14 protein-coding genes and 1 pseudogene are annotated in these 18,896 nt (G+C 71.7%); 8 read left to right on the top strand and 7 right to left on the bottom strand.

Annotated features, from left to right (window positions below):
- The first annotated feature begins 49 nt into the window (after nucleotides 1-49).
- The gene (locus OG371_RS28190) at nucleotides 50-1,261 is read left to right on the top strand and encodes an alpha-hydroxy acid oxidase (protein ID WP_329058241.1); all 1,212 of its coding nucleotides are present in this window, start codon (nucleotides 50-52) and stop codon (nucleotides 1,259-1,261) included.
- Nucleotides 1,262-1,558: 297 nt separating this feature from the next.
- On the top strand, nucleotides 1,559-3,175 hold the full coding sequence (locus tag OG371_RS28185; protein ID WP_329058240.1) for an L-lactate permease: 1,617 nt from the start codon (nucleotides 1,559-1,561) through the stop codon (nucleotides 3,173-3,175).
- On the opposite strand, the gene OG371_RS28180 is transcribed toward OG371_RS28185, so the two are convergent.
- From OG371_RS28180 to OG371_RS28165, 4 genes and pseudogenes are all read right to left on the bottom strand, one after another.
- Nucleotides 3,156-3,791, bottom strand: a complete 636-nt coding sequence (locus tag OG371_RS28180; protein ID WP_329058239.1) for a nicotinamide mononucleotide transporter family protein — start codon at nucleotides 3,789-3,791, stop codon at nucleotides 3,156-3,158. The genes OG371_RS28185 and OG371_RS28180 overlap by 20 nt on opposite strands.
- Nucleotides 3,792-4,696: 905 nt before the next feature.
- A pseudogene (locus OG371_RS28175) lies at nucleotides 4,697-5,371 on the bottom strand (mechanosensitive ion channel family protein); the annotation flags it as partial.
- Nucleotides 5,372-5,965: 594 nt separating this feature from the next.
- Nucleotides 5,966-7,180: an ABC transporter permease gene (locus OG371_RS28170; protein WP_329058237.1), complete on the bottom strand. Its 1,215-nt coding sequence runs from the start codon at nucleotides 7,178-7,180 to the stop codon at nucleotides 5,966-5,968.
- Nucleotides 7,177-8,100: an ABC transporter ATP-binding protein gene (locus OG371_RS28165; protein WP_329073282.1), complete on the bottom strand. Its 924-nt coding sequence runs from the start codon at nucleotides 8,098-8,100 to the stop codon at nucleotides 7,177-7,179. Before OG371_RS28165 ends, OG371_RS28170 begins: the two co-directional genes overlap by 4 nt.
- 146 nt (nucleotides 8,101-8,246) lie before the next feature.
- Here OG371_RS28165 and OG371_RS28160 point away from each other — a divergent pair, with 146 nt between their 5' ends.
- The 5 genes from OG371_RS28160 to OG371_RS28140 all read left to right on the top strand — a co-directional run bounded on the left by OG371_RS28160 (nucleotide 8,247) and on the right by OG371_RS28140 (nucleotide 13,355).
- Nucleotides 8,247-9,461, top strand: coding sequence for a PucR family transcriptional regulator (locus OG371_RS28160; protein ID WP_329058235.1), 1,215 nt, complete (start codon nucleotides 8,247-8,249; stop codon nucleotides 9,459-9,461).
- A 354-nt stretch (nucleotides 9,462-9,815) separates the two neighbouring features.
- The gene (locus OG371_RS28155) at nucleotides 9,816-10,739 is read left to right on the top strand and encodes an ACP S-malonyltransferase (RefSeq protein ID WP_329058234.1); all 924 of its coding nucleotides are present in this window, start codon (nucleotides 9,816-9,818) and stop codon (nucleotides 10,737-10,739) included.
- Nucleotides 10,736-11,719 (top strand): beta-ketoacyl-ACP synthase 3, encoded by a 984-nt coding sequence (locus tag OG371_RS28150; RefSeq protein WP_329058233.1) that lies wholly within the window; start codon nucleotides 10,736-10,738, stop codon nucleotides 11,717-11,719. The genes OG371_RS28155 and OG371_RS28150 overlap by 4 nt, the downstream gene beginning before the upstream one ends.
- Before the next feature lie 75 nt (nucleotides 11,720-11,794).
- The gene (locus OG371_RS28145; RefSeq protein ID WP_091628111.1) at nucleotides 11,795-12,040 is read left to right on the top strand and encodes an acyl carrier protein; all 246 of its coding nucleotides are present in this window, start codon (nucleotides 11,795-11,797) and stop codon (nucleotides 12,038-12,040) included.
- 64 nt (nucleotides 12,041-12,104) lie between these two features.
- Entirely contained in the window at nucleotides 12,105-13,355 is a 1,251-nt protein-coding gene (locus OG371_RS28140; protein ID WP_329058231.1) for a beta-ketoacyl-[acyl-carrier-protein] synthase family protein, read from the top strand.
- 84 nt (nucleotides 13,356-13,439) lie between these two features.
- Here the strand turns inward: OG371_RS28140 and OG371_RS28135 are convergent, their stop codons facing one another.
- Nucleotides 13,440-14,039, bottom strand: coding sequence for a hypothetical protein (locus tag OG371_RS28135; RefSeq protein ID WP_329058230.1), 600 nt, complete (start codon nucleotides 14,037-14,039; stop codon nucleotides 13,440-13,442).
- Nucleotides 14,040-14,070: 31 nt separating this feature from the next.
- Nucleotides 14,071-14,574 (bottom strand): DUF3145 domain-containing protein, encoded by a 504-nt coding sequence (locus tag OG371_RS28130; RefSeq protein WP_329058229.1) that lies wholly within the window; start codon nucleotides 14,572-14,574, stop codon nucleotides 14,071-14,073.
- 274 nt (nucleotides 14,575-14,848) lie between these two features.
- On the opposite strand from OG371_RS28130, the gene OG371_RS47525 reads away from it, so the two are divergent.
- Nucleotides 14,849-17,497 (top strand): hypothetical protein, encoded by a 2,649-nt coding sequence (locus OG371_RS47525; protein ID WP_442875994.1) that lies wholly within the window; start codon nucleotides 14,849-14,851, stop codon nucleotides 17,495-17,497.
- A 3-nt stretch (nucleotides 17,498-17,500) separates the two neighbouring features.
- Here the strand turns inward: OG371_RS47525 and OG371_RS28115 are convergent, their stop codons facing one another.
- Complete coding sequence (locus OG371_RS28115; RefSeq protein ID WP_329058225.1) at nucleotides 17,501-18,895, bottom strand: dihydrolipoyl dehydrogenase family protein; 1,395 nt, start codon at nucleotides 18,893-18,895, stop codon at nucleotides 17,501-17,503.
- Nucleotide 18,896: the final 1 nt, after the last annotated feature.

Here is an 18,896-nt window from a genome sequence, read left to right as displayed (position 1 = left end):
AGGGTAGAGGTCGGATGTATTTCGGATGCTTGAGGAAGGGTGATCGAGCGTGACCCAGCGTCGCCTGCCGCGGCCGAGTGAACTGAAACAGATCCTGCGGCCGAAGCCGATCGTGCTCAACCCGACCGACCGGCGCCTCGCCGGCGCGCACACGATCGCCGACCTGCGGATGATCGCGCGCAAGCGCACCCCGCGCGCCGCGTTCGACTACACCGACGGCGCCGCCGAGCTGGAGGACAGCCTCCGCCGCGCCCGTCAGGCCTACCGGAGCGTGGAGTTCCACCCCAACGTGCTGCGGGGCGTGTCCGATGTGGACACGAGCAAGGAGATCCTCGGCCGCCGCTCGGAGCTGCCGTTCGCCTTCGCGCCCACCGGGTTCACGCGGATGATGCAGCACGAGGGCGAGCGCGCGGTGGGCCGCGTGGCCGAGCGCAACGGCATGCCGATGGGCCTGTCCACCATGGGCACGACCTCGATCGAGGACCTCGCCGAAGCCGCGCCGGGCGCGCGCAAGTGGTTCCAGCTCTACGTCTGGAACGACCACGGCGCCGGCGAAGATCTGATGAATCGGGCGTGGGAGAACGGCTACGACACGCTGCTGCTGACCGTCGACACCCCGGTGGCCGGCGCCCGGCTGCGCGACGTCCGCAACGGCCTGACCATCCCGCCGGCGCTCACGCTCAAGACGTTCGCCGACGGGGCGATGCACCCCGCGTGGTGGATCAACCTGCTCACCACCGAGCCGCTGACCTTCGCCTCGCTCAACCACTTCGGCGGCACCGTGGCCGAGCTGCTGGACAAGCTGTTCGACCCCACGCTCGACTTCGACGACCTCGACTGGGTGCGCCGCACCTGGCCGGGCAAGCTGGTGATCAAGGGCGTCCAGAACGTCGACGACGCCCGCGACGTGGTGAAACACGGCGCCGACGGGGTGGTGCTGTCCAACCACGGCGGACGCCAGCTCGACCGCGCGCCGACGCCGATCGAGCTGCTGCCCGCCGTGCTCGACGAGCTGCAGGGCAGCGCCGAGGTGTGGGTCGACACCGGCATCCTGTCCGGCGGCGACATCGTGGCCGCACTCGCCCGCGGCGCGGACGCCGTGCTGATCGGCCGCGCGTTCCTGTACGGCCTGATGGCCGGCGGCGAACGCGGGGTGCAGCGGTGCGTCGACATCCTGCGCACGGAGATGGTCCGGACCATGCAGCTGCTGGGCGTCCGGCGGATCGAAGACCTCCGGCCATCACACGCCACCCTGCGCTGACCCCCACCAGCCCCACCTCACCCCCGGGCCGAATGCGCCCCAATGTGGCGTTCGATGCGTCCAACGCACCGAACGCCACATTGGGTGCGTGGAATCGGGGCTGGGCGCGGAGCGCTTCCGTTGAGGGTGGTGGTGGGGCAGGGCTGGAGCAACCAACGCCACATTGGGGCGCTTCGGGCACTGGGCCGGACGTGCGACACAGCCTTGACGGGCCGTGGCAGTTGTGACCACTATCTCAGCCACCTCGTGAAACGCCGTTTCCGCTATGCGGAAGCATCGGTCCCCCCGGAGGTCGGCTTGTTCGTTCAGGATCCCACTCCGCTGGCCGGTTCCCTCGGCGTTTCCGCGCTGGTCGCGATCATCCCGCTGGCCGTGGTGCTGGTGCTGCTCGGCGTGGTCCGGGCCAAGGCGCACCACGCCGCGCTGATCGGGCTGGTGGTCGCGCTGGTCGTGGCCACCGTGGTGTTCGGCATGCCGGTGGGCCAGGCGATCTCCGGCGCGCTGCAGGGCGCCGCCTTCGGCCTGTTCCCCATCCTGTGGATCGTGGTCAACGCGCTGTGGGTCTACCGGGTCACCGTGCGCACGGGCCATTTCGACGTGCTGCGCCGCTCGTTCGGCCGGGTCTCCGACGACCCGCGGATCCAGGCGCTGATCATCGCGTTCTGCTTCGGGGCGCTGATGGAGGCGCTGGCCGGGTTCGGCGCGCCGGTGGCGATCAGCGCGGTGATGCTCGTGGCCGTGGGCTTCGGCCCGGCCAAGGCGGCGGTGGTCGCGCTGGTGGCCAACACCGCGCCGGTGGCGTTCGGCGCGATGGGCACCCCGGTGGTCACGCTGGCGCAGGTCACCGGGCTGCCGCTGGACCAGGTGTCGTCGATCGTCGGGCGGCAGACGCCGTTGCTCGCGCTGTTCGTGCCGCTGCTGCTGGTGATCATCGTCGACGGCCGCCGCGGCCTGCGGGAGACCTGGATCCCGGCGCTGGTCTGCGGGCTCGCGTTCGGGGTGGTGCAGTTCCTCGCGTCCAACTTCGTGTCGCCGCAGCTGGCCGACATCGGCGCCGCGCTCGCCGGGGCGGCGGCGCTGGTCGCGTTGCCGATGACCCGGCGCGCGGTGTCCGCCGAGGTCCGCGCGCGGGTCCTCACCGGCACCCGCACCGCGACGCTCGACCGGCCGGACGAGCGCGGCGAGGTCGTGCGCGCCTATCTGCCGTACGCGCTGATCATCGTGGTCTTCTCGCTCGCGCAGGTGCCGCCGGTGAAGAACCTGCTCGACCGGGCCACCTGGAAGTTCCACTGGGCCGGCCTCGACGTGCACAGTCCCAATGGGAAAGCGGTGTCCGGCAACACTTTCTCGCTGCCGTTCCTCAACACCGGCGGCACGCTTGTGCTCTTGGCCGGGATCATCACGGTGATCGCGCTGAAGGTCGCGGCGAGCGGCGCCGTCGCGGAATGGCTGGCAACGGTGAAGGAGCTGCGCTTCGCGATCGTCACGGTCGCGGGGGTGCTCGCGCTGGCGTACGTGATGAACCTGTCCGGGCAGACCGCCACCATCGGCACGTTCATCGCGGCGGCGGGCGCCGGGCTCGCGTTCCTTTCGCCGGTGCTCGGCTGGTTCGGGGTCGCCGTCTCCGGCTCGGACACCTCGGCCAACGCGCTGTTCGGCGCCCTCCAGGTGACGGCCGCCCACCAGACCGGGCTGCCCGCCGACCTGCTGGCGGCGGCGAACAGCTCCGGCGGCGTACTGGGCAAGATGGTCTCGCCGCAGAACCTCACGATCGCCTGCGTGGCGGCGAATCTGCCCGGCGAGGAGGGAAAGCTGCTGCGGAAGGTGCTGCCGTGGAGCGTGGGGCTGCTGCTGGTGATGTGCCTGATCGTGTTCGGTCAGAGCACGCCGGTGCTCAGCTGGATGCTGCCGTGACCGGCGCCCGCTGAACGTTCTTGGCCGTGCGGTTCCAGCTCCACCAGCCGTGCACGACCAGCGCGGCGAAAACGATGTAGATCGCCGCGGAGAAGTACAGCCCGGACGAGATCTGCAGCGGCACGCCGATCGCGTCGACCACCAGCCAGACCAGCCAGAACTCCACCAGACCGGCCCCCTGGGCCCCGAAGGCCACCAACGTCCCGACGAAGATCGCGGCGTCCGGCCACGGCGCCCACGACGCGTTCAGCGCCTGCAGGACCAGCGCCATGACTACGGTGCCGGCGACGAACCCGGCCAGCATCGCGGCCCGCTCGGTCCACCGCCCCTTACGCACGACGACGCCGTACACCGGATCGCTGCGCCGATTCCACGCCCACCAGCCGTAAAGCGAGATGGCGAGGATGGCGATCTGCCGGCTCGCCAGCCCGCCGAGGTGCGCGGAGATGTAGACGGAGAACAACAGCACGGTGGCCCCGACCTGCACCGGCCACGTCCACAGCGTCCGCCGCTCGGCCAGGAACACGACAGCCAGCGCGAACACCTGGCCCGCCAGCTCCGCGATCGAGATCCACTGGCCCAGCACGGTCACGCCGTGATGCAGCAGGAAGTCCACGTCCCCACCCCTTCCGGTCTACCGCTCCCAACATGCAGCATCGCGGGGCAATTCCCCCACCGTTGTGAGGCGGAAGACATCCCGCCCCGTGAGACAGCCGAGCGAGACGGCTGGGTGGGGCAGCCGGGCGATGGTCGGGCAGGGCGGCTGCGCGACACCGCGGGGCGGCCGCGCGAGCGGCGGCGCGGGGCGGCCCGATGTCTGAGCGGGGCCACCCACCAGGGCGGCTTGGCTAGATGGCGGCTGCGGGCCGCCGGGCGAGACGGCGGGGCGAAGCCAGAGCGGCCAGGCGAGGTGGCTCGGCGGGCGACCCGCCAGGGCGGCCGGGTCGGATGGCGGCGTGGCGGCCGGGCGGGATGACTCGGCAGGGCGGCCGACCAGAGCAGTTGCGCGGGATGGTCAAGCGGGCACCGCCGAGCAGGCTGGGCGAGATGGCTCGACGAGGCGATCCATTTGGGCGGCCGGGCGAGGCGGCTGCGCGAGGTGGCCCGGCCAGAGCGCCCCGTCAGGGTGGCCGCGCGACATGGCTGTGCCGCTTGGCCGAGCGGGCACAGCCAATCGCGCACGGGAACGGCGAGGGTCCGGTGCCCACCCGATGCACCGGACCCTCGCCGAGGGGTAGCTCAGCGTTCGACGCGGCCGAATCCCGCGGGCGGGGTCGGGGTGTCGGAGCCGGGCTGGTGGCCGTTGCCCGCGTGGGCGGACTGGGTCTCCTGCATCCGGGTTTGCTGGGCCTGGGCCTGCTGCGTCTGAGCCTGCTGTGTCTGGGCCTGGGCCTGCTGAGTCCGGCCCGGCTGGGTCTGAGCCTGGGCCGTCTGGCCCGGCTGTGCCTGACCGCGCTGAGCCTGACCCGGCTGAGGCTGACCTGACAGAGCCTGACCCTGCCCGACCCCACGCGCCGAACCACCGTCGCCGCTGCCGAGCTGGCCCTGGAGGTTGGAGAGCCAGCCGCCCCAGCGGTCCTGGGCCGGTTTGATCAGGCCGCCGCCGAAGCCGACCACGATGACGCCGCCGATGGTCGCCAGCACGGCGATCAGCACCGGGCCGGTCACCGCCGTCGCGATGTTCACCTGGCCCAGCGCCGCGATGATGCCGAACGCCATGATCAGCCAGTAGGCGACGGTGCCGAGCAGGCGCCCCGCGGGACGCGCCGCCATCGCGGAGGTGACCACGTCACGCACCACCTTGGCGATGGCCGCGGCCACCACGATCAGCACCAGCGCCACCAGGATCCGCGGCAGGAACGCGATGATCTCGTTCAGCAGCTGGCTGACCGGGTTCGACGCGCCGAACACGCCGAACGCCAGCTGCAGGGCGATCAGCAGAATGAAGTAGTAGACGAGTTTGACCAGGATGCCGGTGGCGTCCACATTCGCCTGCTTCATCATTCCGGTGAGCCCGGTCTTCTCGATCAGCCGCGAGAATCCGAGCTTTCCGAGCACCAGTCCGAGTGCTTTGGACACGGCTTTCGCGATCAGCCAGCCGATGAACAGGATGATCAGAAATCCGACGAGTTTCGGGACGAACGTGGCCACCAGATTCCAGGCCTGTCCGAGTCCGTCCTTCAATTGCTCACCCACGCGGGCTCCCTTCGCCGTGGTCGGCTTCGAATCCGGCGGCGTCCGCTGTGCACCGGTTCGATGATCAGGTACCCAGCGGACGAGAGTGCTGTGCACCACGATCGAGTGAGACGACTGGCGCGGGAAGATCAATGACGGCCATACTTGTACTACCGGTGGGGACCGGGGAGACGAGGCCGTCCGGCGCAGCGAAAACCGCAAGCGCCGGGCGGCCTCGAGCATTTCCCCAGCAATCAGCCCGGAAGCAATCAGCGCGTACGCGAGCGGTCGCTCTGCGAATACGCTTCGGGTTTCCCTGGATGACAGCGCTTGTCGACCGCGGTTACGCCTTCACCTGCTCCAGCGCGTTTGCGGCCACTCGCACCGAAGCCTGACGAAGCGGCACAGTTGACGGCATAGGCGCGGCCACTCCGGTCCGGCGGGCAGGACACCGCGGCCATTCGGCCCAATCATCACCGCGAATCACCGCGTGAACACGCACATGTCCGCTCGCGATTTAACAAGCACCACACAAACACCCACCCGGAAACACCTGTGGCCACGCAACGCCCCTACTGCCCGGACGCTCGTGGCCACAGGTGCCCCACCAACCACTCAGGCCGCGCTCAGCGCGTCCCGCAGCTTGACCTTCGCGCCGGTGCGCATCACGGCGTTGCGGTAGATCCGCGCGGCCAGCCAGATCAGCGCCGGGATCAGCAGTACCACCAGCCCCACCGAAAGCACGGCCTCCCACACCGGCACCCCGCCCATCGCCAGCCGCATCGGCATCAGTGTCGGCGCGAAGACCGGGATCACCGACAGCACCTCGGCGAACGAGTTCGACGGGTCCGAGGGCAGCACCGAGATGCCGACCACGTAACCGACGATCACCAGCATCAGCGCCGGCATCGTCGCGCCGCCGACGTCCTCCTGGCGGGAGACGAGCGCGCCGAGCGCGGCGAAGACGATCGAGTACATGAAGAAGCCGAGCAGGTACCAGACGATCAGCCACACCACGGTGCCGATGGCCGCCGACACCGAGATGGTCAGCACCCCCAGCCCCAGCCCCGCGGCCAGCCCGACCACGCCGATCGCCAGCATCTGGATCAGCCCCACCGTGCCGATGCCGAGCACCTTGCCCGCCATCAGCTGCCACGGCTTGATCGTGGACAGCAGCAGCTCGACCACGCGGGACGTCTTCTCCTCGACCACGCCCTGCGCCACGCTCTGGCCGTTCAGCATCAACGACAGGTAGATGAGGATCCCGGCGATGATACCGAGAATGAGCTGCTGGCCGTCGTAGTTGTACGGCTGCTGCAGCGGCGGCAGTTCGTCGATCGAAGCGCCGGCGACGGCGGCCCCGACCTTCGCCGGATCACCGCCGAGCCCGCGGATCTGCTCGCCGAGGGCGATTTGCCCGGCCACCACGTTCAGCACGTTCTTGAGCGTCGGGTCGAGCGTCTTCTTCACCTGGACGTGCACCCGCTGCGCGTCCTGCACCAGCAACGCGTCGATCGAGCCGTCGTTCAGCTTGGCGACGCCGGCCTGCTGGTCGGGCACCTGCTCAGTGGCGACGTTCTTGCCGATCGACTTCGCCGTGGCCGTCACCGGCGCCGCGAGCGGGGCGGCCGCGGGCACGAAGCCGACGGTCGCGTCGGGGCCGCTGCTGCCACCGATGAGCTTGAACACCACCGTGACGGCGACGATGAGGATCAGCATGATCAGCGTGCTGATCCGGTAGGCCTTCGACTTGACCCGCGTGCCGATCTCGCGCGAGGCCACCAGGCCGACCGCGGACAGCGGGCTCATCCGGACGTCGGGCTCGCTCATGCCGCAGTCTCCTGGGTGTGGTGTTCGCTCACGACGGAGCGGAAAAGATCGGTCAGAGAAGGCAGTTTCCGCGAGAACCCGCGCACCGGCCCGGTCGCCAGTGCCGCGCGCAGCACGGCCTGGTCGTCCGCGCCGTCGCCCAGCTCCACTTCGGTCACCGAGCCCTCGCGGCCGAGCACGGTGACGCCGGGCAGCCCGGCGGCCCAGCCGTCCGCGGCCTCCGGCGCGTCCACGAGCAGCCGGACCGCGCCGCCGGAACGCAGCTCCGCCACGGAACCACACGCCTCCATCCGTCCACTTCGGACGATCCCGATCCGGTCGCACAGCCGCTCCACCAGATCGAGCTGGTGGCTGGAGAACACGACGGGCACCCCCGTGGCCGCCTTCTCCCGCAGCACCGCGCTCATCACGTCCACCGCGACCGGGTCGAGGCCGGAGAACGGCTCGTCCAGCACGAGGATCCGCGGCTCGTGCACCAGCGCGGCGGCGAGCTGCACGCGCTGCTGGTTGCCGAGACTCAGCGCCTGGACCTCGCTGTCGCGGCGCGCGGCGACACCGAGCCGCTCGGTCCACCGTTCCGTGGAGGCTTTGGCGTCCGACGCCGACATCCCGTGCAGCCGGGCCAGGTAGGTCAGCTGCTCGCCGACCTTCATCTTCGGGTACAGACCTCGCTCTTCGGGCATGTACCCGATGTGGCGGCGGGTCTCGTAGTTCACCGGCTCGCCGGCGTAGCGCACCTCGCCGGCGTCGGCGCTGAGCACGCCGAGGGCGATGCGCATGGTGGTGGTCTTGCCGGCGCCGTTGCTGCCGACGAAACCGAAAAGCTCCCCCGGCCGTACGTCGAAAGTCATCTTCTCCAGCGCGACCACGGTGCCGTACCGCTTGGAGATCGCGTCGATCTCCAATCCGGGCTCTGGCATAGCCCGTTCCCCCTTGCCGTCGTATTCGGTGACGATTGTCACCTCGGCCGATCGTAGAGAGGGGGCGGCGCCTGTTCCTAGCACCCGTGGTTGCGTGTCCGCCGTCGAAAGTTGCTGGTACGCGCACCCGTAGGATCGGTCCTGACATGGCTGAAACGAGTTCCGGGCGCCAGGTGCCCAAGCACCACGGGCTGTCCGCCAAGACCCTGCGCGGGCTGGAGCACGCGTCCGGGCGCCTCGCGAGCGCGAGCGTCGCGGTGATGGAGCAGCGGCTGGTGTGGTTCGCGCGGCTGCCCGCGGACCAGCGCGCGAGCGTCCTGCTCATCACGCAGGCCGGCGCGGCGGGCTTCGTCGACTGGCTGCGTGATTCGAAGGAGGCGCTGAAGCTCACCACGGAGGCGTTCCGCGACGCGCCCGCCGAGCTTTCGCGTTGGGTCAGCCTGCGCCAGGCCGTCGGCATGGTGCGGCTGGCCATCGAGGTGTTCGAGGAGCAGCTGCCGGAGTTCGCCGCGAACGAGGCCGAGCGCGCCGCCCTGATCGAAGGAATTCTGCGCTACGGCCGGGAAATCGCCTTCGCCGCGGCCAATTCCTACGCTGCCGCAGCGGAAGCGCGCGGTGCGTGGGACGCGCGGCTGGAGGCGCTGGTCGTCGACGGCATCGTCCGCGGCGACGCCGAGGAAGCGGTGCTCTCCCGCGCCGCCGCGCTCGGCTGGGACCCGGCTTCGGCCGCGACGGTGCTCGTGGGCAACCCGCCGTCGGAAGACCCGCCGACGGTCGTGTTCGAGGTCCGCAGCCGGGCCGCGCGGGTCGGCCGGCCGGTGCTGCTGTCGGTGCAGGGCTCGCGGCTGGTCATCGTGATCGGCGGCCCCACCGACGGCGGGCCGAAGGAGCGCGAAACGCTCTCCCGGATGTCCGCGGTGTTCGCCGACGGCCCGGTGGTGGCCGGCCCGACCGTCCCGTCGCTGGCCGAGGCCCACCACAGCGCGGCCGAGGCGCTGTCCGGGCTGCGCGCGGTGGTCGGCTGGCCCGGCGCCCCGCGCCCGGTCCGCTCCGAAGACCTGCTGCCCGAGCGCGCCCTGTCCGGCGACCCGGAGGCCGAGCGGCTGCTGGTGGACCTCGTCGCCCGCCCGCTCGAAGAGGCGGGGCCGGCGCTGCAGCGCACGGTGGAGACCTACCTCGAGACCGGCGGCGTGCTCGAACGCTGCGCGCAGGCCCTGTTCGTGCACCCCAACACGGTGCGGTACCGGCTGCGCAAGGCGGCCGAGCTGACCGGCCGCAACCCCACCGAGCCCCGCGACGCGCTGGTCCTGCGGATCGCGCTGACCGTCGGCCGCCTGGCGCGGGCCCGCGGCCTCTGGTGACCCCGGCCGGCGCCGCCCCAGCCGGCCCCGGACCCAACGCACCCAATGTGGCGTTCGGTGCGTGGAATCAGGGCTGGGCACGGAGTGCCTCCGCTGAGGGTGGTGGTGGGGCAGGGCTGGAGCAACCAACGCCGCATTGGGGCGCATCGGGCCGGGCGGGACCGTTCGCACCGCGGCAGCGACCTCACCACTCCGTGACCGACTTCACGGCAAGCAATGGTTGAATCCCACAAGGCATCTGGGTTAAGGGCGGAGATTCACGGCGGGCCGTTGGAGGTTTCCTCCAATTACGCCGGTCGGACTTGGTGACCGCCCGCATCCGGCCGGAGCGGGTCCGCGTGGTGTCATAGACAGGTGACAGTCGCAGTCCTCTCTCCCGGCCAGGGCTCCCAGGCCCCCGGCATGCTCACCCCGTGGCTCGAGCTCGACGGCGCCCGCGCGCGCGTGGCCGAGTGGTCCGCCCACGCCGGGCTCGACCTGCTCCGGCTCGGCACCGAGGCCGGCGCCGAGGAGATCCAGGACACCGCCGTCGCGCAGCCGCTGATCGTGGCGCTTTCCCTGCTCTCGTTCGAGCACCTGCAGCAGGCCGCCCCGGTGGCGGCCGACGCTCCGGTGGCCGGGCACTCGGTCGGCGAGCTGGCCGCGGCCGCGATCGCCGGGGTGCTCAGCTCGGCCGACGCGGTGGCGCTCGCCGCCGTGCGCGGCGCCGAGATGGCGAAGGCCTGCGCGCTGGAGCCCACGTCGATGGCGGCCGTGATGCTCGGCGATCCCGAGCAGGTCGTGGCGTGGCTCGAGGAGCAGGGCCTGGCCGCGGCCAACCGGAACGGCGCGGGCCAGATCGTCGCGTCCGGCTCGGCCGAGGCGATCGAACGGATCGTCGCCGAACCGCTCGAGGGCACGAAGATCCGTGCGCTCAAGGTGGCCGGCGCCTTCCACACGCCGTACATGGCGCCCGCCGAAGCCGCCCTGCGCGAGCACGCCGCCGGCCTCACCCCGGCCGACCCGGTCCGCCCGCTGCTGTCCAATGCGGACGGCCGGGTGGTCACCAGCGGCGCCGAGTACCTGGACCGCCTGGTCGCCCAGGTGACCCGCCCGGTGCGCTGGGACCTGACCATGGACGGCCTCGTCTCGCTCGGCGTGACCAGCACATTCGAACTCGCGCCCGCGGGCACGCTGACCGGCCTGGTCAAGCGGCAGCTCAAGGGTGTCGTCACCACTACCATCGCGCTGAAGACGCCGGCTGAGCTGGCGAACCTGCGCGAGGAGGACGCCCAGTGACCGACCGCCCCAGCCTGCGCCAGAGCACCGGCCCGAGCAGCACCCGGATCCTCGGCACCGGGAGCCACCAGCCGGACAAGATCGTCACCAACGACGACCTGTCGCAGCTCATGGACACCAACGACCAGTGGATCCGCGACCGCGTCGGCATCATCGAGCGGCGCTTCGGGGAGAAGGACGAGCTGCTGGTCGACTTCGCCGTCGCCGCCGGCTCCGCCGCGCTGGCCGACGCGGGCGTCGATCCGTCCGAAGTGGACACGGTCATCCTGCCGAACTGCACGATGCCGACGCAGATCCCGAACGCGGCCGCCCAGGTCGCCACCCGGATCGGCATCCAGAGCGCCGGCGCCTTCGACCTCAACGCCGCGTGCGCCGGCTTCTGCTACGGCCTCGGCGTGGCCTCGGACCTGATCCGGGCCGGCTCCGCGAAGAAGGTCCTGGTGATCGGCGCGGAGAAGCTCACCGACTCGGTCGACCCGCTCGACCGCGCGAACGCGATCATCTTCGCCGACGGCGCGGGCGCCGCGGTGGTCGGCGGCGCCGACGAGCCGGGCATCGGCCCGGTGGTCTGGGGCAGCGCCGGCGACCTGGTCGACCTGATCTACATGCGCGACGGGAAGTACATCTACCAGGAGGGCCAGTCGGTCTTCCGGTGGGCGACCACGCAGATCGCGCCGATCGCCCTGCGCGCGCTGGAGGCCGCGGGCCTGCAGCCGTCCGATGTGGACATCCTGATCCCGCACCAGGCGAACCTGCGCATCGTCGAGTCGATCGCCAAGAAGCTGCGGGCCGCGGGCGCGCGGGAGGACCTGGTCGTCGCCGACGACATCAAGTACTCCGGCAACACCTCGTCGGCATCGATCCCGCTGGCGCTGGACCACATGCGCAAGGCGGGCACCGCGAAGTCCGGCGACGTCGTGCTGGCGGTCGGCTTCGGTGCCGGGCTTTCCTATGCCGGGCAGGCTTTCCTCTGCCCCTGAGTGAATACTTGCCGCGCGGGCGCCGTGCCCGCGGGGCAGCACACGAAATGAAGAACCGAGAAGGGAACAACCCCCATGGCTGACAACGCTGAGATCCTCGCCGGCCTCGCCGAGATCGTCGAAGAGGTGGCCGGTGTGGCTCAGGACGACGTCACCGCCGAGAAGTCGTTCGTGGACGACCTGGACATCGACTCGCTGTCGATGGTCGAGATCGCCGTGCAGGCCGAGGACAAGTTCGGCGTCAAGATCCCGGACGACGAGCTGGCCAACCTCAAGACCGTCGGCGACGCGGTGAACTACGTCTCCGCCAACCAGAACTAGGTCCTCTTCGTACCCGGGCCGGGAGTCCGGCTCAGGCCACACCGACCGCCAACGAGGTGAACGCATGAGCAACATCGACGTCGTCATCACCGGCATGGGGGCCACCACCCCGCTCGGCGGAGACGTCGCGTCCACTTGGGACGGCCTGCTGGCCGGCCGCAGCGGCGTCCGCCCATTGACCGCGGACTGGGTCGAAGAACTCGGCCTGCCCGTGAAGATCGGCGGAACGCTGGCCGTCGAGCCCAGCGAGGTGCTGCCGCGCGTCCAGGCCCGGCGGCTGGACCGGTGCGAGCAGGTGGCGATCATCGCCGCGCGCCAGGCCTGGGCCGATGCCGGCTTCACCGAGCAGACCGACGAGCACACCGACGTCGTGCCGGAGCGCCTCGGCGTGTCCATCGGCACCGGCGTCGGCGGCCCGGTGACGCTGCTGAGCCAGAACGACCTGCTGCACCAGCAGGGTCTTCGCAAGGTCTCCCCGCTCACCGTGCCGATGCTGATGCCCAACGGCCCGGCCGCGCACGTGAGCATCGACCTGAAGGCCCGGGCGGGCGTGCACTCCCCGGCCTCGGCGTGCGCTTCCGGCGCCGAGGGCATCGCCACCGGCTACGAGATGATCCGGTCCGGCCGGGCCGACGTCGTGGTCGCGGGCGGCACCGAGGCGTGCATCCACCCGATCACGCTGGCCGGCTTCGCCCAGGCGCGCACGGTGTCGACCCGCAACGACGACCCGTCGGCCGCGTCCCGGCCGTTCGACGTCAGCCGCGACGGCTTCGTCCTCGGTGAGGGCTCGGGCGTCGTGGTGCTGGAGCGGGCCGACCTCGCCAAGGCCCGCGGCGCGCGGATCTACGCGACGCTCGCCGGCTACGGGATCACATCCGATGCCTACCACATCACGGGCAACCACCCGGACGGCATCGGGCAGATCGCGGCCATGCGGGCCGCGATGGACATGGCCCGGCTGTCCCCGGCGGACATCCAGCACGTGAACGCGCACGCCACGTCCACTGTGGTCGGTGACATCGGCGAGGCGGCCGCGATCCGGACCGCCATCGGCGACCACGCGGTGGTCACCGCGCCGAAGGGCGCCCTCGGCCACCTCGTCGGCGGCGCCGGCGCGGTGGAGGGCATCGCCACGATCCTCTCGATGTACGAGGGCGTGGTGCCGACGACGCTGAACCTCACCGACCTGGACCCGAAGGTCCAGCTCGACGTGGTGTCCGGTGAGAACCGCAAGATGGAGATCACCGCGGCGATCAGCAACTCGTTCGGCTTCGGCGGCCACAACACCGCGCTGCTGTTCACCCCCGCCGTCTGATCGGCGAAAGCTACGAAAAGAGGCCCTCTCCCGCGTGGGAGAGGGCCTCTTTCGTCGGTAAGGGACTCAGCGTCGGTCGGGGACTCAGCAGACTTCGCCCTCCGGCGAGCGGCCGGTGCTGTCCACGGTGTCGATCTTGAAGCCGCCGTTCTGGAAGACCATCGGCCACACCAGCCGCCAGTGGATGCACCCGCTCTTGAGGTTCTCCGGCGCGTCTTCCTTCGACTGCGTGCTGGTGAACGCCAGCAGCACGCGCAGCGAGCCGTGCGCGGCGGGCTCGATCCGGTAGATCAGGATGCTGCCGTCCTTCGTGGACCGGAAGTCCTTCGCCCAGGACTCGGCCGAGGGCTTCTGCTGCACCCGCTGGACGCTGACCGTCTTCTTCCAGGCCGCGTAATCGCGGCTGTTGATCGAGTCGAAGTAGGCCTGGATGACCGGGCGCACCGCGTCGCCCTCCGGGTGATGCGCCACGTCGTCGGTGACTTCGACGTTGCCGGACCCCGGGCGGCCATCGGGGTCCGCCGAGACTGGTGGGGCCACCGTGCCGGCGTCGACGGGTTTCGCCTCCGGGCGCTGGTACAGCTCACGCGCGAGCAGCCCGCCACCGACGGTGAGGGACAGCACCACGACCAGGACGGGAACCAGCCACCGCTGGCGAGAACGGACGGGCGGTTGGGCGGTCACCCCTGAGAGGGTACCCACCCGCCCCCGGCGGTCAGCCGACCTGGTGCAGCCAGGTGACCGGGGCGCCGTCGCCGGCGTGCCGGTAGGGCTCCAGCGCCTCGTCCCAGCTCGCCGCCAGCAGCTCGTCCAGCTTGTGCGCCAAGGATTCGCCGCCCCGCGTCATGGTCACGAGCGCGCGCAGCTGGTCCTCGCCGACCACGATGTCGCCGTTGGCGCTGGTCCGCCCGTGCCACAGGCCGAGGCCGGGCGCGAAGCAGAACCGCTCGCCGTCGAGGCCCGCGCTGGGCTCCTCGGTGACCTCGAAGCGCAGCATCGGCCACGCCTTGAGCGCGGCGGCCAGCTTGCCGCCACTGCCGGCGGGCGCACGCCAGCCGCATTCGGCGCGGAGCTGTCCCGGACTGGCGGGCTGCGCCGTCCACTTCAGCTCGACTCGGGCACCCAGGGTGCCCGAAATAGCCCACTCGACGTGCGGGCAAACCGCAGACGGCGACGAGTGGACGTACACCACGCCTCGGGTGTTGCCACGGGTGCTCACTGCTGACCTCCGCTTGCTCGACGAGGGACGTCTTCCCCTACGACCTCTCGACCAGCGACGGGCTCTGTGCGCTTTCCGTGTCTCTTCCCGACTTGCAGCACTGTGTAGCACATTCTGCACCCCAACCGTGCTGTTTGGCCACACGAACCCCACAAGTCGCACGGGAACCCCCTTTAGGAGGGAGGCACGCCGACGCTTCCCCGTGTCGCGCCGCGTACGGGGCCGGGCGCGCTAGCGTGGTGCCCCGGAAACGGTCGAGGTGAGGAGGGTTTCGGTGCGACTGGTCCGCCTCGGGCAGCAGCCGTCGCGCGTCGCCGAAGACGTGCGGGCGGCGCTGGCTTCGCTCGGCCGCGGCAGCACCGTGATCGGCGGCGTCGCACTGGTCGGCGCCCGCCCGGTCGGCGGCGACCGGGCCGTGGAAGCGGTGGTGGTGCTGCCGAAGGGCGTGCTCATCGTGATCGGCGTCGACCTGCCCGACCCGGCCCTGCGCCTCGAGGCCCCCCTCGGCGGCCCCTGGAAGGCCGACGGCTGGCCCCTGGTCCACGGCGACGACGCGGTCAACCCGGCCACCGAGGCCCTCGACCTGTCCCAGGAGTGCGAGCGCCGGATCGCGGAGCTGGCCCCGGGCACCGGCCCGGTCGGCACGATCATCGCGGTGGGCCCGTATGTGGAAACCGTCGACCAGCCCCCGGCCGACCTGGCCGGCCCGGTCCGCGTCCTGCACCCGACCCCCACCACCATGCTCGCGGCGACGGTTTCCCTGGCGACGGCCCGCCGCCCGCGCTCGCTTGACCAGGCGCGCGCCCTGATCACTGCCTTTGCCCCGGATGCTCCGGAGTTATCGGACGATGTTCTGCTGGGCGAGGGTTTTGTCCGGTATACGGATGATTCGCCGGTGCCGCCGGAGAGTCGGGTGTCCTCTGTGGGCAGTGGGGGCCGGCGAGGGGCTGGGCCTGCGGCTGGTGCCGTTGCCTTGCCTCCGGCGGGCGCCGCAATGCCCTCCACTGGCCGATCCGCCGCGATGCCCGCCTCGGCTGCTTCCTCGGGGTCCCCTGCTGCCGCTCCCCCGGCCGCGTCCTCGGGGACCTCTGCTGCGCCTAACCCGGCCGCGTCCTCGAGGGCTCGCCCGGTGGAGCCCGCCGCAGCGGGCTCGGCCTCCGGGACGCCGTCGGTGGCCGCGACTCCGCAGACCGTCCCGATGTCCCATCCGGACAGATTCACCGCGGCCCGCCCGAAGATCACCTCGGTGCCGCCACCGCCACCGGTGTTCCCGACGCTCGCTCCGGTCCCGCACGTCGCCCCGGCCGCCAGTCCGCCTTCCCCCGGCACCGGCGCGGCTGATTCCGCTTCCCCCGGCACGATGGGTGCGGTTTCCCCTGCCCCAGCTGCAACCGGCGCCACTTCCCCTGGCGCGACGACAGCCGGTGCCGCTTCCCCCGGCGCAATGGGTTCCGCCGTCCCTGGCCCGGCCGCAGCCGGTGCCGCGGCCCCTGGCTCGGCGGGCTCCGCTTTCGCTGATCCGGCTGCAACCGGCGCCACTTCCCCCGGCGCTGCGGGCGGGTCGGCGGGTGGGGCTTCTCCCACTGATCGGAGTGGGGCGCCGGTCTTCCCCGGTGCAGGTGCCACCGCCTCGCCTTCACCGGCGGGGCAACCCAGCAGGTCGGCCGCGTCTTCCCCCGCGGCTGGCACTTCGGCGGCCGCAGGTATCGGTGAGACCTCGGCTGGGCTTGCCGATGAGCCGACCGAGTCCGTTGCCTCGCCGGGGCGGCCGGGTCCGTCCACATCGGGCGGTTCTACTGGCAGCACGGCAGGACCATCGGCGGAAGGTGAAGAGGTCACCGAGGCCATGGCACCGCCGCCGCGGGTGGCCGGGGCGGCGTCCCAGCCGCTGGCCAAACCGCGGCCGATGGCGCAGCCCGGGAACAGTCCGCGTCCGGCGGCTGCGGGCACCGGAACGGCAACCAGTGCGGCAACAGCGGCAGGCACCGGAACGAGGCCAAGCGCAGGAGCGGCGACCGGCGCCGGAACCCCGGCGGGCACAGGCGCTGCGGCACGCATGGGAACGGCAGCAGGCACAGGCACTGCGGCGGGCACCGGGGCAGCAGGCACAGGAACAGCAGCGGGCGCGGGCCCTGCGGCAGGCGCAGGAGCAGCGGCGCGCACTGCGACAGCAGGTGCGGGAGCAGTAGGCGCGGGCGCTGCGGCGGGTACCGGAACGCCAGCAGGCGCGGGCTCGGCGGCAGGCGCGGGAGCAGCAGGCACGGGGGCAACACCGCCGCCGGGTGGGGGTTCCGGTAAGCAGTCGCGGACTGTGCGGTGGTTGCCGCTCGGGGCTATCGGGTTGTTGGTGGTGCTGTTGGTCACCGCGGTGATCATCGCGGCGACCGGGGGTGGTGGGGACGGTGGGCAGACCGCGGCGCCGCCCGCGAGTTCCCAAGCCGTGGCCCCGCCGGTGTCCAGTGCGCCGGTGTCCAGTGCTCCGGCGGCGCCGAGCCTCACGTTCGAGGTACGGGCCGGCAGTGGTGATCAGCGGTGTGCGTCGCATGCGTTCGGGGATGTGCAGGCGAGTTTGCAGCAGACCAGTTGCGTCGGAGTGCAGCGGGCGAGTTACACCGCCCAGGTCGATGGGCGGGCGGCTGCGGTGACTGTGGCCGTCGTCGCGTTTCCTGATGCCGCGCAGGCCTCGCACTTCAAAGAGGTGGCCGACACGCCGGGTAGTGGCGGCATCATCGACGTCGCCACCGAGGCCGGCAAGTGGCCGGGCCCGGCCCCGCAGTTCGACGGCGCCGCCTACACCAGCAAGATCGAGGGCAACGGTGTGCGGCTGGTGCAGGCGGTCTGGCTGCCGGGACCGTCCACTTCGGACGATCCCGGCCTCGCCCGTGCCGCGAAGGGCGCGCTCGACCTGGTGCTGCCGAGCTGAGCGTCAGAGCCCGTACGCCTCCAGCAGCCGCAGCCACACCTCGCTGATCGTCGGGAACGCGGGCACGGCGTGCCACAGCCGGTCCAGCGGCACCTCGCCGACGACGGCGATGGTCGCCGAGTGCAGCAGCTCGGCCACGTCCGGGCCGACGAACGTCACCCCGAGCACCACCCCGCGCTCGGTGTCCACGACCATGCGCGCCTTGCCCTTGTACCCGTCGGCGTGCAGGGACGAGCCGGCCACCGCGATGTCGATGTCCACCACGCGGTCGGCCGAGCCCTCGCGCGCCTCGGTGAGTCCGACGGACGTCACCTCCGGGTCGGTGAACACCACCTGCGGCACGGCGTGGTGATCGGCCGTCGCGCTGTAACGGCTCCACGGCGCGGTCGAGATTTCCTCGCCCCGGGCGCGGGCCGCGACGCTGTCGCCGGCGACCCGCGCGCCGTACTTGCCCTGGTGCGTCAGCAGCGCGCGGCCGGTGACATCACCGGCCCCGTACAGCCAGCCACCGTCCACGGCGGACACCCGGCCGCTCTCGTCGACGGCGAGCGGGGCGTCGGTGGGCAGGCCGAGCACGTCGAGTCCGACGTCGCCGGTCGCCGGGGCCCGGCCGGTGGCGACCAGCAGCTCGTCGACCACCAGCTGCTCGCCGTCGGCCAGCGTGAGCTGCGCACCGCCGTCCACAGCGGACACCTCGCGGATGCCGGACATGGTGTGCACGAAGACGCCCTCCTCGCGCAGCCCGCCGAGCAGCAGGTCACCCGCGAACGCCGGCAGCTTCGGCAGCGGGCGCTCGCCGGAGATCACCAGGTGCACCTCGGCGCCGAGCCGGGCCCACGCCTGCGCCATCTCGACGCCGACCACCCCGCCGCCGAGCACGCCGAGGCGCGCGGGCACCGCGGACGCCGACGTGGCCTCACGCGAGCCCCACGGCCGGATCGTGTCGAGCCCCGGGATCGACGGCGACCGCGGGACGCTGCCGGTGCAGACGATCACCGCGTGACGGGCGGTGAGCACCAGGTCCTCGCCCACCGTCACCTCGCGCTCGCCGGTGATCCGGCCGTGGCCGCGCACCGGCTCGATGCCCGCGCCGCGCGCCCAGTCCACCTGCCCGGCGTCGTCGCCCTTGCCGGTGAACCAGTCCCGCCGGGCGAACACCTGCGCCGGGTCGAGCGCAGCGCCGACCGGCACGCCGGGCATCCGCTTCGCCGCGGCGAGCAGGTTTCCCGGGCGCAGCAACGCCTTGCTCGGAATGCAGGCCCAGTACGAGCACTCCCCACCGAACAACTCGTGCTCGACGAGCGCCACCTTCAGCCCGTCCTTGGCGGCGCGTTCGGCGGCCACCTCGCCGACCGGTCCGGCCCCGATCACCACAACGTCGAAAGTCTGTCCTGACATG

The organism is Amycolatopsis sp. NBC_01480, assembly GCF_036227205.1.
In the GTDB taxonomy this organism is placed as follows: Bacteria; Actinomycetota; Actinomycetes; order Mycobacteriales; family Pseudonocardiaceae; genus Amycolatopsis.
This window is presented reverse-complemented; position numbering and strand designations above follow the sequence as displayed.

What these genes read in the sequence shown, in the direction of transcription:
- OG371_RS28170 (WP_329058237.1), bottom strand. Translation starts at nt 7,180, where the DNA reads ATGAGCGAGCCCGACGTCCGGATGAGCCCGCTGTCCGCGGTCGGCCTG.
- OG371_RS28165 (WP_329073282.1), bottom strand. Translation starts at nt 8,100, where the DNA reads ATGCCAGAGCCCGGATTGGAGATCGACGCGATCTCCAAGCGGTACGGC.
- OG371_RS28160 (WP_329058235.1), top strand. Translation starts at nt 8,247, where the DNA reads ATGGCTGAAACGAGTTCCGGGCGCCAGGTGCCCAAGCACCACGGGCTG.
- OG371_RS28145 (WP_091628111.1), top strand. Translation starts at nt 11,795, where the DNA reads ATGGCTGACAACGCTGAGATCCTCGCCGGCCTCGCCGAGATCGTCGAA.
- OG371_RS28140 (WP_329058231.1), top strand. Translation starts at nt 12,105, where the DNA reads ATGAGCAACATCGACGTCGTCATCACCGGCATGGGGGCCACCACCCCG.
- OG371_RS28115 (WP_329058225.1), bottom strand. Translation starts at nt 18,895, where the DNA reads ATGTCAGGACAGACTTTCGACGTTGTGGTGATCGGGGCCGGACCGGTC.